Here is a 16,181-nt window from a genome sequence, read left to right as displayed (position 1 = left end):
TCTCAAGGTGGTACAGATCATGAAATACAGCCAGTGTCTCAAAGGAGAGGTAGTAATGATTCCAGCTTTGGCCAAAAAAATATTGCACGTTACTGTTGGTACGCTTCTAATCAGTTCCGCCGCTTCTGCGAAGGTTTATCTGAATTCCATGTGTCATATGGCCGCGAATTCCAAAACCCAGCAGATCCAGGGTGATGACAATAAAGATGACAAGTTCCCGCTGGCTTCCATCTCCAAAGTTGTAACCACATTGTGGGCTATCGACCGCTTGGGTCCTGACTATCGCTTCCAAACCAAACTGCATATCACACCAACTGCAAATGGTTCTTACGATATCCATATCGAAGGCAGCCGAGATCCATTGTTTGGGCGCAACATGTCCTATTTCCTGATCTCTGAACTTAACCGCATGAAAATCACCAAGATTGAAAAGCTGACTTTCGATGAAAACTTCCTGTTGGCTTGGTTGGCGGAAGAAAAGCCGATGATCGGCGGAACGACACCTAAATATGACACCGTTGAACAACAGGCCTCTGTCGTGCGTGCGACTTTGACGTCCTCTTTTGCGACGGCTATTAATCCAGGCTATTACACTATTCTGAAAACCAAAGCGGCTCGCATTGGCGTGCAAATGTCCATTCGTCCGAAGGTTGACGTGCGCACCGTCAGCTTCGTGAAAAAAGCTGAGTTCCAGAAAAACGAAAAGGCCACCACTATGGTCTTGTTGTCAGCTCCACTGAAAACAATCCTGAAGCGCATGAACAACCAGTCCAACAACTATATCGCTGACAACCTGTTCTGGAATCTGGGTGGCACTGAAGCTTTCAATGCTTACATCGCCGGTAAAATGCAGGCTGATGAAACAGACATCGTCTTCCACAATGGTTCCGGCAACAACGAAGGCTCTGTGGCAAAACCGGTTTACAACGAAGCCACTTGCGAAATGATGATCAAGGTTCTTTACTCTTTGGATAAATCCCTGTCTGCCAAAGGTTACGACCTTTCTGACGTGATGGCGGTTGCGGCGAAAGACAAGTCCTCCACCGTAGGCGGTTACGGCGGCGTGATGGCCGGCTCAACGACGGCAAAAACCGGAAGCGTCAACAAAGCCAAAACTCTGATGGGCTCTGTATCCACAAAGAACGGCGAAATTTACTTCGCGGTTCTGATGCACACGGATTATGACAAGTCCCGCTCTGACTGGGGTGTGGCTTCTCAACAGATCAAAAACAAGGTCAGCCAGTTGATCAATCAAAACGGCGGACCGAAAGTGATCAAATACACAGAACAATTGCCTTTGCCGTTTGATAAATATTCTTACCTGACTAAAGTGAACACTATCACTACAGCGAAGAAATAGGTGAAGTATGAAAAAGTCTTATTTGCTGGCAGCCTTGGTTTTCTTCCTCGCGGGTCTTCTTCATGGAACGGCTTTCGCGGCGGCAGGAAAATCCAACAAGGCCCTGAACGAGGCGGCTGAACTGGGTGACTTGGCAAAGGTGAAAACCCTGGTTCAGAAAAACAAGATTGATCTGAATGCCCAGGACGAAACCGGCATGACCCCGCTGATGAATGCAGCGCTGGGTGGAAATCTGGATATCGTCAAGTTCCTGCTTTCCAAAAAAGTGAATCTGGAGCTGAAAAACAACGGCGGCGAAACCGCTTTGGCTTTCGCTGTGACCAACGACGCTTACGATGTGGCTGAAGAGCTGATCAAAGCCGGCGCCAACGTGGACATCATCGTGGCGGGCGACGAAGGTGACACTCTGTTCATGCGTGCCGCCCAGAACAACAAAAAGACGGCTGAAACGATCCTTTCCAAAAACAAAGCGTTGGTGAACAAAGCCAACTCGCAGGGTGAAACTGCTTTGTTTGCGGTGGCTCGTTACGGAACTCCGGCAGACATCGACTTTCTGGTTAAAAAAGGCGCTGATCTGAAAGTGAAAAACAAAAAAGGTCAGACCGCTCTGGATGTGGCAAAAGAAGCCTCCAACCAGGACACGGTAAAAGCTCTTTCGAAAAAGAAATAAGACGCAAAGACCCCCTCAGGGCATAAAAAAAGCCTGCTTCCATTATGGAGCAGGCTTTTTGCTTTTCAGGGATTTGAAATACCTGATTAAGAGAACAGACGTTTGAAGAATCCTGCGACCTTCTGGCCGATGGATTTTTGCGCTGCCATTGGCACACGCTTCTTCGCAGAAGCCCCCTGGCGCGGTTGCTGTTGACCGTGCGGCTTGCGAGCCTGGTCGTTTCTTGGTCTTTGTTCGCCACGTTTGGCATCGTGAGGACGCTTCGGACCACCCTCTTGTCTTTTTGGACGGTTGTCGGGACGTTGACCGCCACCTTGAGTCTGCTGAGCACCTGCGCCTTGAGCAGACTTCTGCTGACCCTCTGGACGCGGACCACGATCCTGACGAGGTCCGCGATCACCACGCTCGCGACGTGGACCACGGTCACCTTCACGGCGAGGACCTCTGTCACCACCACGTCCACCTTCACGAGGCGCACGTGCACGATCCAAAGATTTCGGATAATGACCGTCGAAATTGGAAGTCATCGGTTTGAAGTCTTTCAGCAACTGGTCGTTTTCAAGATAGCCGACTTCGATTTTGTGTTTCAGATAATCTTCGATGCGCCCCAAAGACTCGATGTCCTTGTCGCCCACCAAAGAAAACGCCTGCCCCGTCGTGCCCGCACGGCCGGTACGACCGATACGGTGAACGTAGGATTCAGAGTCCATCGGCAGTTCATAGTTCACAACCATGTCCACGCCTTTGATGTCCAGACCGCGGGCCGCAACGTCCGTTGCCACCAGCACGTTCATGTCATTTTCAGCCTTGAACTGCTCAATCACGCGGTTGCGCTGAGCTTGAGTCAACAGACTTGAAATCGCCATGGCAGGAACACCGTTTTCAACCAGGAACTTCGCGATGCGCTCGACGCTCATTTTGAAGTTGGTGAAGATGATGGCCTGTTTTGGATTGTGCACTTTCAGCAAAGACAGAAGATGCTGGGGCTTTTCATCAGAGCCCACGTGGAAGATCTGATCTTTCACGTTGTCCGCTTTGGCCTGGTCACGGCTGATGTTGATTTCCACCGGCTCGGAACCGAACTGATAGATGGTGTTCAAAACATCAAAGTTCAAAGTCGCACTGAACACCAGCAACTGACGCTCACGAGGAACGCGCTGAAGGATGTACTTCATGTCGTCTTTGAAGCCCATGTCGAACATACGATCCGCTTCATCGAAGACGATTGCACGAACCTGCTTCAGGTCCACCAGATGTTCTTTGTACAGATCAATCAAACGGCCCGGAGTCGCCACGATGAATTCAACACCGTTTTTCAACGCCTCTTTTTGTTTGTCGTAACCTGTACCACCATAGATCGCAAACCCACGAAGGCCGGAATCAACGCTCAGCTTGTTGATGTTGTCCTGAACCTGTTCAGCCAACTCACGCGTTGGAACCAGGATCAATACGAAGTTCTGAGGCTTCCAGTCTTTGTAGGCTCTTTTTTCAATCAGGGCTTTTTGCTCTTCAGTCACTTCACCCTGAACTGGGCGGGCTCTAAGGATACGTTCCATCACTGGGATTACGAAAGCGGCAGTTTTACCTGTTCCGGTCTGAGCAAGGCCGGCAACATCTTTACCGTCCAGAACCGGCGGGATGGCCTGTTCCTGGATCGGCGTGCAATCATCATAGTTCAATTTCTGGATTGCAGATAACAATTGGGAATCTAAATTCAATTCTGAGAATTTCAAGTTTCTATACTCCGGTCTGAAGCTCCCAAACTACTTAGCAGGGAGCCAAATGTCAAAGCAGGCGCTTAAAAGCCGCCCACAAACAGTTTCACGGCCTCCGTAAAGGCCTGAGGTTGATCTGAGTGGACCCAATGTCCAGCTCCAGATATTACGACGCCCTTAATCATAGGGTTGCTAGCCAGCATTTTGTCGTAGTTCTCCTGGCTGAGCTCCTTGGAGTTTCCTCCACGAACCAGCAGGGTTGGCACTTTCAGGGATTTCACTTCATCCCATCTGTCATCCGTGCGCCCCAGGCGGACAGAGTCCAGAATGCCTTGCTTCGAAAACCGCCAATCCACAGTTCCGTCAGGTTGTTCCACCATATTCGAATAAAAGTAGTTCGCCATCACCTGGATGTTCTCCCGAGTCTTCGCCGTTTTGACAAAGTCCTCGAAGAAATAGCGCTTGGCCTCGTCTCGGGAGGCAAAAGGGCTGGGAACCAGATTCAACAAATACTCGTAATACTCATGAGCCGTGGGATTGGCCTCGGGCCCAATGTCTTCGATCACCAGGTGGGACACATACTCGGGGAATCTGGAAGCAAAGTTCAGGACGTTACGGCCCCCCATCGAGTGCCCGACCAGAACAAACTTCCCCCACCCCAACTCATCCACAATCTTTTTAAGGTCGTCCGCATAGTCTTCGGGGCTGTAACCCTCGGGCGGCTGGAAGGATCTTCCGTGCCCGCGCTGGTCATAGGCCAAACACCGTTCGGTCGCCTCAATCCCCTGAATGATCCGGCGCCAGTTCTGCCCATAGCCCATCAGACCATGAACAAAGACCCATTTGCGCCCGTCTTCGGGACCATACAAGAGATGATAGAAATTATTGAGGTAAGACATACCCTTTTATACTCCCGGGCGAGGGTGACGTCATGTTGATTTATTCAAAAGACCCTCAATTATTTCAAGGACTTAAGATCAAAGACTTGTCCTTCCGGTCTTTTGTTATTCAGGTTTGAATTTTGATGCGAAGGGATGTAGATTCAGCCTCAATGACTGCCCAGCAAAAACCCCAGCTCCACGAGGACTGGATCGACTCCTACGCATTAAGAATTGTTCGTAACCTTCAAGACGCCGGTTTTGAAACCTATCTTGTTGGTGGGTGCGTTCGCGATTTGCTTGTTGGGATCCATCCGAAAGATTTTGATATCGCCACCAGTGCTCACCCGAATCAGGTGCGCAAAAAAGTTCCCAACGCTTATGTCATCGGCCGCCGTTTCAAGCTGGTTCTTGTAAAACGTGGTGATCAGCAGTTCGAGGTCGCAACTTTCCGCCGTAACGTGACTCAGGAAGAACTGGCCGATCAAGGTGATGACTCTGTCGAAGGTGACAACTACTTCGGCACAGTGGAAGAAGACGCCGTTCGCCGTGACTTCACCTGCAACGCTGTCTTCTACGATCCGGGTCAGCACAAACTGATCGACTATTGCGGCGGCATTCAGGACATTGAAAACCGCGTCCTGCGCATGATTGGTGATCCGAAAGCCCGTTTCATCGAAGATCCGATTCGTATTTTGCGTGCGATCCGTCTTTCTCACAAACTGCATTTCTCGATTGAAACCACGATGCGTGCAGCGATTGCTGAATGCAGCAGCGAACTGAAAAAATCCGTTCTTCCGCGCCGTCGTGAAGAGTGGCTGAAATTCCTGCGCCTGAAAGAACCCCACCTGGCATTCATGGAATTGTTTGACCTGCACATTCTGGAACAGATTCTGCCGGGCCTGCATTCCGTGTTTGCTGACGCCCATAAAATGGAAATCTTTGAAATCCATCTGGCGCGTATCAATCTTTCCGGCATCGACAAGAACGATCCGATTGAATTGTTTGCAGGATTTATGATGGCCTTCATGAAAGCCCAGTACGGCGAAGAGCCCTGGAATCATGACGAGCTTTCCAATGATGCAAAGCTTGCCTACTTCATGCGTGAAGAAATGGGTATTTTCAAACAGGAGATCGCGATCTTCTTCAAGGCTTTGTATCTGATGCAGGGCCTGCACAAGATTGAAAGCTACAGCCGCAAAGGCGAGCGCCGTCAGGCGGCCTTTGTGATGAATGAATCCTTCGTGCTGGCGATGAAGCTTGCGAAGATGGATTATTCCCTGTCCCCTTCTCAGATGCACTACTGGGAACAGCAGTATGAAAAGTTCTCGCGTGGCCCGGCTCCGCGCCAGAAACCTGAGGAAACCCACCACTAAGTCCGCTAAGGGTCTCAGTTCAATACACTCAAGATTGAATTGAGACCGGTCTATTGAAGCCACCGCTCAAAAGCCTGATAATAAGACAATGTCACCCAGCGTGGATTGTCTTAAAAATCCACGTAAAACAACGGAAGGTTTTTGATATGGGACGGAACGACCAAAAGAAGAACACTTTCCTTATTATCAGCGGCGATAAAACCCGCATCCATAAATGCACTGACACCCTCAATCGAAACTTTGAAAACTGCTCTGTGTTTCATGGCTCTGAGTGGTTTGAAGCCAAGTACAAGCTGGACAACGTTCATCCCAAAGCGGTGCTGGTGGATGAATATCTGCCCAAGGGTTCAGGCTTTGACATCGTCGCCAAAATTCTGAAAGAAAAAAACAACGACGACATTGCGATCATCATCATGTCCTATGTCGCCGACCACGATATTTTCAAACACGAAGTCGCTTCCGGGCGCATTCAGTTTTTAACAGAACCCGACCGCGAAAAAGCCCTGGTCGACTGTGTTTCAAAAATCATTTCCCCGAAAGTCGATAGCAACCAGGCCCAGTACGAGCTCAAGCAACTGCAACCGGGCGATGTGCTGTTCAAAGAGGGCGACATGACCGAGGTCGCCTACATCGTTAAAAAAGGCAGCCTGCGCGCCTATTCTGAGGGCCCGGACGGAGAAAAAATCATGTTCGGAGAAATTCTGCCCGGCGAATTCGTGGGCGAAATGGGGCACTTTAATCACGAACCCCGATCGGCCACGGTGGAAGCCATCACGGAAGTGGAACTGATCGCGATTCCGAATGGCTCGTTGGACAATGTCATCTTTGCGCGCCCCTCGTGGGCAAAAGCTCTGGTCAAGACCCTGTCGCTGCGGCTGAAGAAAGCCAACAAGGCCCTGACCGGCTGACAACCTACTTCAGCTTTTCCCAAAGATAGGTGTACTCAAGACTGTTCCACAGGATCGCTTGTTCGATATTCGCGCTGCCTGCGTGGCCGCCCTCCATGTTTTCATAATAGTAAACCGGATGCCCCTGTTCTTTCATGCGTGCCACCATCTTGCGTGCGTGGCCCGGGTGAACGCGGTCGTCCTTGGTGCTGGTCATGATAAACACTTCCGGGTACTTTGCCTCTTTGCTCAGGCGCTGATACGGCGAGTATTTCAGAATGGCTTCACGCATCTTTGGATCATCCGGATCGCCGTATTCGGCCATCCAGCTGGCGCCTGCCAGCAGCTTGTGATAGCGAAGCATGTCCAGCAAAGGCACACCCACAATCACCGCATTGTACAGATCCGGACGCTGCGTGAAGGTCGCCCCCGTCAGCAGACCCCCGTTGGATCGGCCCGAAATACCCAGATGCTGCGGCGACGTGAAACCACGTTTGATCAGGTCTTCTGAAATCGCGATGTTATCTTCATAAACCTTGTAGCGGTTTTCTTTCAGCACGGACTGATGCCATGCCGGACCGAACTCGCCCCCGCCGCGCAGGTTGGAAATCACATAGACCCCGCCCTGTTCCAGCCACACTTTACCGACCGTGCCCAGATAACTTGGCTGCATCGGCGACTGGAATCCGCCATACCCGTAAAGCAGCGTCGGATTTTTACCATCCATCTTGATGTCTGCCTTGGAAGTCACAAAGTACGGGATCTTCGTTCCATCTTTGCTGATGGCCTCAAAACGCTGGGTCTTCATGCCCTGGTTGTTGAAACGGTCCGGAGATTTCTTCAAAAGCTTGAGCATGTTTTTGCCATCACTCGCATCACCCAGGTAGGTCGATACCGGAGTGAAGAAATCCATGTACTGAGCCAGATACAGATCACTCTCCTCTTCCGTGGAGGTGACATAGGCCATGCCGTTTTCACCCAAAGGCACAGACTCGGTTTTGAAGGTGTCCTCATTGGTGAAGGTCACTTTTTCGATTTTGGAAAGCACGTTGTCTGTCACATGCAGCATGATGTGGTTTTTGGTTGGATTCATGCCTTGAATGAATCTTTTGTCGGTCGGGACAAAGATCGCCTTCAGGGAGGCTTGAGCTTTTTCGCCTTCGAAGATTTTATCGAATGGCATGAACACGATGCTGCCCGTTTTAAGATTTCCCAGATCAGACTTCAGCTCAAAGAACAGTTTGTTTTTGAAAACACCCCAGAACTCGGAATCGGTCGGCATCGGCAGACGCGTCTTCACACCCTTGTCATCTTCGTACCAGTTTTCGCTCGAATAGAAGCCCGTGCGGATGGAATGGAAGACACGCTTGTGATCGCCGTCTCTTTGCACGTAGGTATAAACAGACATATCGGTGGACTTGCCTTCCATCACCAGCTTGGCTTCACTCAGTGGTGTTCCGCGCTTCCAAACTTTGACAAGACGAGGATATCCCGAATCCGTCATCGTACCGGGGCCAAAATCAGTGCCCACATAAACGGTGTTGTCATCCTTCCAGTCAATACCACTTTTTGCCTCTGGAAGACTGAAGCCATCAGCAACAAACTGGCGGGTCTTCATATTGAACTCACGCACCACAATGGCGTCTTTGCCCCCACGGGACAGATACACCAAAGCTTTCTCATGCGCCGGTGGCAGCGTGCTTGCCCCCTTCCACACCCAGTTTTCATTTTCTTTCTTCGCCAAAGCATCCACATCCAGAATCACATCCCAGTGCGGGTGTGACGTCAGATAGCTTTGCAGGGTGGTTTTTCTCCACAAGCCGCGCACGTGCTTTCCGTCCTGCCAGAAATTGTAAAGCTCCCCGTTCTTCAGGTGCACCGCCGGCACGCGGTCTTCCGCCAGCATGATCTTTCTTAGGTCATGCTCGATGCTTTTAAAGCGTGGATTCTGCTGAAAGTGCTCTAGTGTGCGTTTGTTTTCCGCCTTGGCAAACTCCAGGGCTTTTTCGCCTTCCACTTCTTCCAGCCACAAATACGGATCGTGCATGAGGGACTCCTTCTTGAGTTGATTCGTTGTCGTACAAGCCACCAGCAGCAGGGGGCCCAGGATCAAACTTTTGCGGAACTTCATTGATGTCTCCTGACGGATTTCAGGGACTTATTCTAACCGGACGGCGGAATGAAGCAAGAAAGACAATAAAAAAGCCCGAAGTTTCCTTCGGGCTTGGGTAAAATATTTTTTAAACTTTGCTGGACTAAGCGGCGTTACGCGTCTGCAGTTGCTTCAGCAGATCCCCTGCGATGCGATCCAGCGGCAGTACTTTGTCAGCGGCACCCAGTGCCACCGCCGCGGCCGGCATACCGTACACCACGCAGGTTTCTTCGTTCTGAGCCACCGTGTAAGCACCGGCATTTTTCATTTCTAAAAGCCCTTCAGCGCCGTCCTTGCCCATTCCGGTCAGAACAACACCCATGGCATTCTTACCGACGTACTTCGCCACTGATTTCATTAAATAGTCCGCCGCTGGGCGAACACTGTGTAGGGCTGGACCCTGATGCAGCTTCACGTAATAGAAGGCACCACTGCGCGTGATTTCCATGTGATAGTTGCCCGGGGCAATCAGAACACGACCCGGCACAACCTGATCGCCTTCTTCTGCTTCTTTGACTTCAAACGGGAACATTTTATTCAGATTTTCAGCGAAGGATTTCGTGAAACCCGGTGGCATGTGCTGCACAACCAAAGTTCCCGGAATATCCGCGGGCATTCCGCTTAAGAACACCTTCAGGGCCTCAGTACCACCGGTGGAAGAGGCCACCGCCAGCAACTGGTGCGTCGTTCGCGCCAAAGAGGTGCTGGCAATCTTCTGAACCGGAGCGCCCGGATTCGGTATCACCGCTTTAATCGGGTTAATGCGGGCTTTCGCCACGGCTTTTACTTTCTCAATGATCGCCGCCGACAGTGTTTCCAGGGACTGGGACACGTCGATGGACGGCTTTTCCATGATTTCAATCGCGCCGGCTTCCAGAGCACGCAGGTAAGTCTCAGAGCCGGTCTTCGCCAAACTTGAGAAAATGATCGTGCGGGTCGGGAAGTGCTGCATGACTTTTTCCAGGAAGCTGATGCCATCCATACGAGGCATCTCCACATCCAGAGTCATCACATCAGGCTTTAGCGCCACCAGCTTGTCGCGGGCGATGTAAGGGTCCGATGCTGTTCCCACCACTTCGATATCCGCGCAGGAGGAAAAGATTTTTTCCAGCAGTTTACGAATCACTGCGGAGTCATCAACAATAAGGACACGAATCTTTTGTGCCATTAGGGCCTTCTATAATTAAAGTTTTTGATAAACTGCGCGAGACATCGGCTTCAAACCCGGATGTTTCACGTTGCCTGATTCGGAGTGCCCCAGAACCAGATATCCGCCCGGTGCCAAACAGGACACCAGATTGTCGATCACACGTTTTGTCGTCGGCTCATCAAAATAAATCAGCACGTTACGGCAGAAGATCACATGGAACTTATGCTGGAACTCGTACTTGGGATTCATCAGATTGAATGGCGCAAAACGGATCATGTTATGAATCTGATCCTTCGCTCTCCAGTATTCATCACCGTCAGCTTTAATTTTCTCAAAATATTTGGTGCGCTGAACCGGCGGCAGTCCCTGCATTTCGCGTTCTTCATAAGTGCCGGTAGAGGCTTTTTTCAGAACCTGCAGGTCAATGTCCGTCGCCAGCAAGCGAGGCTTCGCAGAAGGCATTTCAGCCTGAGCTTCACACGCCGTCATTGCGATCGTATACGGCTCCTGGCCCGTACTGGCCGCCGCACACCACAAGCGCAGATCAGAACCGAACTTACGGGACAGTTCTGGCAAAATGGATTTCAGGAAGTCGAAGTGATTCGACTCACGATAGAAAGATGTCATATTCGTGGTCAGGGCTGAAATGAATTCAGACACCATCTCGTTGCCACCGGTTTCAAGCTTGGACCAGTATTCTTCATAGGTTTTCAAAGAATGACGACGCAACAGTTTTACAATTCTATTGCGGATCAACGCATGATTCTTTGGCGTCAGTGGCAGATCCACCCCGGCCAGGTCATACATGCGCTCAGCAAACTTCATGAACATTTTGTCCGAAAGTTTGATGTCTTCAAAGTCATACAGAGCACCTGTGGCCTCGTTCTTCTTTACAGCGGTCATGCGGCCATTCCTCTTCCGTTAGCAACGTTATTCACAAGAGCACCTGGCTCCAAAATCAATACTGTACGGCCATCACCCAGGATCGCGGCACCAGCCACTTCCGGGATGTCCTGACCGGTGGTGATTGGTTTTACAACCACCTGCGCCTGCCCCAGGACATCGTCCACCGGGAAGGCCATCTGACCTGTCATGGATTCAATGATCACCAGCATGGTTTCCTCACGACGGGCACTCAAAGAGTTTTCACGGCGTTGAGCCAATTGCTGGTCTTTTTTGTTCAGATTCCAGTTGATCGAGCCCAGAGTTTTAGAAACATCAATCACCGGCAACAAGTGACCACGGATGCTGGCCACTTTCCCCGCGCCGGAGATATTCGTGTAGTCCTTTGGAAGGACACGCACGATCTCGCGGATCGAATGAATCGGCAGAATGTAACGAGCGCCATCCAAAGCCACGATGATACCGTCAGTGATTGCAGTACTCAGAGGAATCGTCAGACGGAACGTCGTTCCCTGACCGGCCTTGGAGTAAATATTGATCTTACCGTTGATTTTATCCAGATTGGATTTCACCACATCCAGCCCCACACCACGACCGGACAGATCCGAAATCTTGTCAGCAGTCGAGAAGCCCGGATAGAAGATGTACTGGAACACCTGTTCATCAGGGATGGACGCCGGGTCCACGCCTGCGGGCACAAAGCCTTTTTCAATGGCTTTACCCAGAACCTTGTCACGGTTGATACCACCACCGTCGTCTGAAATATCGATGATAACGTTACCGCCGGATTGTTTCGCCGACACGGTGACTTTCGCCGTTGCGGGTTTACCGCGCTCCTGACGAAGCTCCTTCTTTTCCACCCCGTGGTCCATCGAGTTACGAACCAAGTGAACCAAAGGATCGCCCAAAAGCTCGAACACGGTTCTTTCAACCTCGGTTTCTTCACCGATCAGTTGCAGGTCCACTGGTTTATCCAAAGTCAAAGACACGTCACGCACAATACGCTGAATCTTGATGAACATGGATTTCAGCGGGGTCATGCGGATGCTCAAAGTCTTTTCATACAATTCACGAACAGCCTTGTCGAGCTGATCAACAATGGCCTCCAGACGCAGATTCACACCGCTGCGAACTGTTTCGTCATGCACCAGCTGATTTTTCAATACAACCAGCTCACCCACAGCATCCAGAACCGAATCCACACGACCGGTGTCAACTTTGATGGCGCTGGTCGCATTCTTGGCATTCTTGTTATTACCACCACCTCCAGATGCGGCTGCCGCCGCTGCTGGTTTGGGTGCCGCAGCTGGAACTGCTTTTGCAGCTGGTGCCGGAGCTTCAACCGGTGTTTCCACCACTTTCAGAACCGGAGCCGTTTTTACTGGCTCTGCTTCCGCCACCGGGGCCGCTTCTGCAATGGCCGTTTTAAGTGCAGCCTCTGCCGCCTCTTTGGCATGGAATTCAGCCTGATCTTCAGGAGACATTTGAGCCAGCAGTTCAGCCAGCAGATCATGATTGATCAAGTCGTCTTCAGCTCCCGCAGATGCTTCCGCGACAGGTGCCTGGGCAAAGAAGTCATCCGGAGCTTCCACTTTGGGTTCATCTGCGGATGGCGCCGGAGCATGAGCATGCTTGGAGGCTTTCCCGGAAAGCTGCTCCGTGATCGCAATCAGTTCCGCGGTCAACGCGGATGGATCCCAAGGACCACCCTGTTGCTGCTGAAGGGCCGCCACGCGATTCTTCAGTTCGTCACCGGATTGCAACAACAAAGAAATCACCGTGGAATTCACCAGCTCAGGACGCGAACGCAGAAGATCCAAAAGGTCTTCCATCACGTGGGCAAATTTGCACAAGTCTGCAAGACCGACGGCGGCAGCACCACCTTTTACGGAATGGGCCACCCGGAAGATATCTGTCAGGTCTTTCGCTGGATCTTCACTGTTTTCCAGCCTCATCATGTATTCCTCGTACTGCTCCAGCATAAATGCGGATTCGTTCAGGAAATCCATTTGTAGTTCTTCAAAGAAAGAATTGTCACCGCTCATTGTGCGCTCCATAGAGATTAGAAAATCACATTGATGTATCGGTGATCGAACATCTGAGCTATTTAGACCCTTGGTCCAGAATGAGAACCAATCCACCCTCTGGTGTAAAGAATTAATGAAAGACAAGACCATTGTCCCAATATGAGCCAACAAATATCCGAGAATATTATTTTTTCCATCCCACCGAGAAATCCACTTAAGTCACCTTGGTTTTTTCGCGAAGAGTCTGTTGTTAAGATTTTTAATCACGACTTTGAAAGGCGTAATACGATGAGCGATGTATCCTTGAAAGCAAAACCCGGTCAGTATCTAACTTTCCAATTGATGGCAGAGCAATATGGCGTGGCCATCGAAACAGTGCGCGAAATCAATCAGTTCGGCGAAATCACGCCGGTGCCTCGCACTCCAGATTATGTAAAAGGAGTGATGAATCTTCGCGGAAAGATCATTCCAGTAGTGAATTTGCGTATTAAATTCGGGATGCAGTCCCAGGACACAACCCGCGACACTTGCATCATTGTGATCGATACTGAAATCGGTCAAGTGGGCATGATCGTGGACTCCGTAAAAGAGGTTGTGGACCTTCAGGAAAACCAAATCGAACCATCCCCGGTTCTTGGCAACGAACACGCAATGTCTTTTGTTCGTGGTATGGGTAAAGTCGACAACAAAGTCGTCATCCTTGTGGATATTGTGTCTGCATTCAATCAGGACCAGATGGGTCAGATGGCGCAGTTCTCTCACAACGACGAAGCCAAAGCCGCTTAAGAGCTTTTTTAAAAGATTCCAATACAAAACCCGTGGGTCCAAAGCCCGCGGGTTTTGCTTTTCAAGAACCCGCCAAAATCACCTAAAAACGAATACTTACGCGTGTCCCGCACCCTCGCCCGCTCCGCCAGGTTCCATCTTGGACTTGGGCAAATTCTTCACTTTCAGAAATCAAACAATAAAATCAAAGACTTTTCGCCCTAAACGAGATAGCAAGACGCCATTAAACAAAGGACAAAATCATGAAATCTATCTTTTTTGTGACTGCGATGCTTTTCTCCAGCCTGTCTTTCGCCGGCCAGAGAGTTTTTGACTGCCAAGCTACCAAACTTTCCAAGAGCCCGGATGTTTCTGAAGATTTCAACATCCAAAAAAACCCAACTGTTCTTCTGATCGAAGACGCGAAGAACTGGTCTTTGAATGTTGGTGATTACTCTGTTTCCACTCTGGACAAAAACGGTCCGGCATTGGCTCGTGAATCCAGCGCTGCATCTGACACTGAAGTTCGTTATGATTTCTGGGTTGAAGCTTCCTACGAATTCGAACTGGTTATCAACGTTGTAGACCACACTGCCAAAGTTTACTGGTGGGGTCTGGGCGAACAAACCGAAATCGGCACCTTCCAGTGCGAAGTTTCCATTAAGTAAAAAGGTACCTGCTTACATTTGCATAAACGCCGCGTAAATCGGCGTTCATTAAAGGCCCTTGGAATTCCCCGGGGCTTTTTTATTTTCTTTCGCTGACGGGATTAAACTTCAGATAAAGTCCCCAGGCTTCGATCATCGAGCCGTCTTTAAACAGGCAATAGTCAAACTCGGCACCCTTGTCTGATTTGGCGATGCGGTTTTCGCCCCCGGCATCCAGACAATATCTGGCAGCGGGATTTCCCGCGAGGGCTTGAGGCAGATTTGCGCGAGGGGCCTGTTTCTGAGCGGCCTTCCACGCGTCACAACTTGGGGTTTTTCCCTTAAAACAATCCACTGACAATTTCAATTTCTGGTATTCCTGCACCTTCAACGGCTTATATACTTTGCCATCATAAATCTTCAGATCAGCAAAGGCTGCCGATACCACCAAAATCCAAACTGAAATCATCGCAAGCATTTTCATTATTTGTCCTTTGGTTTGTCTGAAAGCCAGGCCAGCATTTGTTCGGGATATCCCGTATAGTTCAACAGCGTTTCAGCATCGACCCAGCCACCGTTATAAGTGTCCTGCCACGCCTGCCCCCAGCTGTTATGAATCTGAAGTGCATCATAGCACTTGTTGGCTTTGTCACACATGCGGCGATAACCCGAAATCACCGCCGCATGTTTGTTTCCACCCTCAACACCCGGAACGGGACAGTCATCGGAGTATTTTTCATTCAGACAAATATTTGAAAGCAGTATGGGATGCCCGGCAGACAATTGCTTTTTAATCTCTGCAATAGAGTTCGCATAATTGGCCTTCTGCCCCTTCTTGGGAAACAGACTTATCTCAGTGGAGCCCATTCCTTCAAAATAAGCACGATTCTTGGCCCGAGCACATTCTTTCGGGGTCACAAGTCGGTCAAAGAACTTTTCATAGGTCTCTTCGCTGAAAGCCTTTAGCAATCTAGCCGGATCTGTGTCGACAGCAAAATCCTTATCCACTTCGGTCTTGGCCGTGGCAAAAAAATCAGACAGACAGGTCTGGCAGTTTTGATCAATCTTGCGGTATTCATCGTATTTTTTGCGCAAACGCTTGAACGCCGCCACCTGAGCCTCGGTCCCCATCTGCGCTCCGCCGATTTTTGTCAGAACTTTATCCAGAGACATGCACTGCTGAGAAGCCGAGTTGCCGACAAACGTTGCCGCCACCTCCAAAGTGAAAGCCCCCGGACCGCCCTCGCGAATACCACGGTAAGACGACTCGTAGGTATTCTCTCCGTCCGGATCATTTCCAAAGCGTGCCACGTCCAGCGGGGAAAACACCTCTGAGTCCGGCAGATTGTTACAATCTTTTTTTTCGATTCGGCATTTTTCCGCAGTCATGATCGCGGCGGCGGCAAAAGAATAACAAAGCCCCAAAGTGTCCTGGGACATCACTTTGGGCATCGTGACTTTTTTCTCGGTCTTGGGCTGAGCCGTGAAGCCTTCACCAAAACGCGTGAAGGCCGGCATTGTTGCCGCCACGACTGACTGTCCGAAAATCACAAACACAATCACTCTGGCCAGAAGTTTCATGAACCCCTCAGAAGTTTGGATATATATCCATTTTCACCGAAGGAATTGACGCCTACTAGTGGCAATATCT

At 50.3% G+C, this 16,181-nt stretch carries 14 protein-coding genes; 6 read left to right on the top strand and 8 right to left on the bottom strand.

Annotated elements, in window-relative coordinates; translation table 11 throughout:
- Positions 1–55 precede the first annotated feature (55 nt).
- Both ACNQKP_RS06175 and ACNQKP_RS06170 read left to right on the top strand, forming a co-directional pair.
- A complete protein-coding gene (locus ACNQKP_RS06175) occupies positions 56–1,360 on the top strand; it encodes a D-alanyl-D-alanine carboxypeptidase (protein ID WP_417863519.1) in 1,305 nt (434 codons plus the stop codon).
- Positions 1,361–1,367: 7 nt separating this feature from the next.
- Complete coding sequence (locus ACNQKP_RS06170; protein WP_417863517.1) at positions 1,368–2,030, top strand: ankyrin repeat domain-containing protein; 663 nt, start codon at positions 1,368–1,370, stop codon at positions 2,028–2,030.
- Between the two features lie 86 nt (positions 2,031–2,116).
- Here ACNQKP_RS06170 and ACNQKP_RS06165 read toward each other — a convergent pair whose 3' ends face one another.
- A complete protein-coding gene (locus ACNQKP_RS06165) occupies positions 2,117–3,730 on the bottom strand; it encodes a DEAD/DEAH box helicase (RefSeq protein WP_417863515.1) in 1,614 nt (537 codons plus the stop codon).
- A 98-nt stretch (positions 3,731–3,828) separates the two neighbouring features.
- Positions 3,829–4,644, bottom strand: a complete 816-nt coding sequence (locus ACNQKP_RS06160) for an alpha/beta fold hydrolase (protein ID WP_417863513.1) — start codon at positions 4,642–4,644, stop codon at positions 3,829–3,831.
- 152 nt (positions 4,645–4,796) lie between these two features.
- On the opposite strand from ACNQKP_RS06160, the gene ACNQKP_RS06155 reads away from it, so the two are divergent.
- Together ACNQKP_RS06155 and ACNQKP_RS06150 are read left to right on the top strand one after the other, a co-directional pair.
- Entirely contained in the window at positions 4,797–5,999 is a 1,203-nt protein-coding gene (locus ACNQKP_RS06155) for a poly(A) polymerase (RefSeq protein ID WP_417863512.1), read from the top strand.
- 146 nt (positions 6,000–6,145) lie between these two features.
- On the top strand, positions 6,146–6,907 hold the full coding sequence (locus ACNQKP_RS06150; RefSeq protein ID WP_011165795.1) for a cyclic nucleotide-binding domain-containing protein: 762 nt from the start codon (positions 6,146–6,148) through the stop codon (positions 6,905–6,907).
- A gap of 4 nt (positions 6,908–6,911) precedes the next feature.
- On the opposite strand, the gene ACNQKP_RS06145 is transcribed toward ACNQKP_RS06150, so the two are convergent.
- The 4 genes from ACNQKP_RS06145 to ACNQKP_RS06130 form a co-directional block, all read right to left on the bottom strand.
- On the bottom strand, positions 6,912–9,017 hold the full coding sequence (locus ACNQKP_RS06145; protein WP_417863509.1) for a prolyl oligopeptidase family serine peptidase: 2,106 nt from the start codon (positions 9,015–9,017) through the stop codon (positions 6,912–6,914).
- A 124-nt stretch (positions 9,018–9,141) separates the two neighbouring features.
- Positions 9,142–10,206, bottom strand: coding sequence for a protein-glutamate methylesterase/protein-glutamine glutaminase (locus ACNQKP_RS06140; RefSeq protein WP_417863507.1), 1,065 nt, complete (start codon positions 10,204–10,206; stop codon positions 9,142–9,144).
- A 15-nt stretch (positions 10,207–10,221) separates the two neighbouring features.
- Positions 10,222–11,091 (bottom strand): CheR family methyltransferase, encoded by an 870-nt coding sequence (locus ACNQKP_RS06135; protein WP_417863505.1) that lies wholly within the window; start codon positions 11,089–11,091, stop codon positions 10,222–10,224.
- Entirely contained in the window at positions 11,088–13,136 is a 2,049-nt protein-coding gene (locus tag ACNQKP_RS06130; RefSeq protein WP_417863503.1) for a chemotaxis protein CheA, read from the bottom strand. Before ACNQKP_RS06130 ends, ACNQKP_RS06135 begins: the two co-directional genes overlap by 4 nt.
- Positions 13,137–13,406: 270 nt before the next feature.
- Between ACNQKP_RS06130 and ACNQKP_RS06125 the strand changes: the two genes are divergently transcribed.
- Together ACNQKP_RS06125 and ACNQKP_RS06120 are read left to right on the top strand one after the other, a co-directional pair.
- Positions 13,407–13,904 carry a chemotaxis protein CheW gene (locus ACNQKP_RS06125; protein WP_417863501.1) on the top strand — a complete coding sequence of 166 codons (498 nt, stop codon included), beginning with the start codon at positions 13,407–13,409 and terminating at the stop codon, positions 13,902–13,904.
- A gap of 242 nt (positions 13,905–14,146) precedes the next feature.
- Positions 14,147–14,551: a hypothetical protein gene (locus ACNQKP_RS06120; RefSeq protein WP_417863499.1), complete on the top strand. Its 405-nt coding sequence runs from the start codon at positions 14,147–14,149 to the stop codon at positions 14,549–14,551.
- Between the two features lie 79 nt (positions 14,552–14,630).
- Here ACNQKP_RS06120 and ACNQKP_RS06115 read toward each other — a convergent pair whose 3' ends face one another.
- Both ACNQKP_RS06115 and ACNQKP_RS06110 read right to left on the bottom strand, forming a co-directional pair.
- Positions 14,631–15,014: a DUF333 domain-containing protein gene (locus ACNQKP_RS06115; RefSeq protein ID WP_417863498.1), complete on the bottom strand. Its 384-nt coding sequence runs from the start codon at positions 15,012–15,014 to the stop codon at positions 14,631–14,633.
- Complete coding sequence (locus ACNQKP_RS06110) at positions 15,014–16,111, bottom strand: hypothetical protein (protein ID WP_417863496.1); 1,098 nt, start codon at positions 16,109–16,111, stop codon at positions 15,014–15,016. Before ACNQKP_RS06110 ends, ACNQKP_RS06115 begins: the two co-directional genes overlap by 1 nt.
- Positions 16,112–16,181: the final 70 nt, after the last annotated feature.

The sequence above is a fragment of the Bdellovibrio bacteriovorus genome, from assembly GCF_048286975.1.
GTDB lineage: Bacteria > Bdellovibrionota > Bdellovibrionia > Bdellovibrionales > Bdellovibrionaceae > Bdellovibrio > Bdellovibrio bacteriovorus_H.
Note: the sequence above shows the minus strand (reverse complement) of the source record. Positions and strands in the feature narration are given on the sequence as shown.

Excerpts from the sequence above, each read along its gene's own strand:
- ACNQKP_RS06175 (WP_417863519.1), top strand. The coding sequence starts at position 56 with ATGATTCCAGCTTTGGCCAAAAAAATATTGCACGTTACTGTTGGTACG.
- ACNQKP_RS06170 (WP_417863517.1), top strand. The coding sequence starts at position 1,368 with ATGAAAAAGTCTTATTTGCTGGCAGCCTTGGTTTTCTTCCTCGCGGGT.
- ACNQKP_RS06160 (WP_417863513.1), bottom strand. The coding sequence starts at position 4,644 with ATGTCTTACCTCAATAATTTCTATCATCTCTTGTATGGTCCCGAAGAC.
- ACNQKP_RS06155 (WP_417863512.1), top strand. The coding sequence starts at position 4,797 with ATGACTGCCCAGCAAAAACCCCAGCTCCACGAGGACTGGATCGACTCC.
- ACNQKP_RS06150 (WP_011165795.1), top strand. The coding sequence starts at position 6,146 with ATGGGACGGAACGACCAAAAGAAGAACACTTTCCTTATTATCAGCGGC.
- ACNQKP_RS06145 (WP_417863509.1), bottom strand. The coding sequence starts at position 9,017 with ATGAAGTTCCGCAAAAGTTTGATCCTGGGCCCCCTGCTGCTGGTGGCT.
- ACNQKP_RS06140 (WP_417863507.1), bottom strand. The coding sequence starts at position 10,206 with ATGGCACAAAAGATTCGTGTCCTTATTGTTGATGACTCCGCAGTGATT.
- ACNQKP_RS06135 (WP_417863505.1), bottom strand. The coding sequence starts at position 11,091 with ATGACCGCTGTAAAGAAGAACGAGGCCACAGGTGCTCTGTATGACTTT.
- ACNQKP_RS06130 (WP_417863503.1), bottom strand. The coding sequence starts at position 13,136 with ATGAGCGGTGACAATTCTTTCTTTGAAGAACTACAAATGGATTTCCTG.
- ACNQKP_RS06125 (WP_417863501.1), top strand. The coding sequence starts at position 13,407 with ATGAGCGATGTATCCTTGAAAGCAAAACCCGGTCAGTATCTAACTTTC.
- ACNQKP_RS06120 (WP_417863499.1), top strand. The coding sequence starts at position 14,147 with ATGAAATCTATCTTTTTTGTGACTGCGATGCTTTTCTCCAGCCTGTCT.
- ACNQKP_RS06115 (WP_417863498.1), bottom strand. The coding sequence starts at position 15,014 with ATGAAAATGCTTGCGATGATTTCAGTTTGGATTTTGGTGGTATCGGCA.
- ACNQKP_RS06110 (WP_417863496.1), bottom strand. The coding sequence starts at position 16,111 with ATGAAACTTCTGGCCAGAGTGATTGTGTTTGTGATTTTCGGACAGTCA.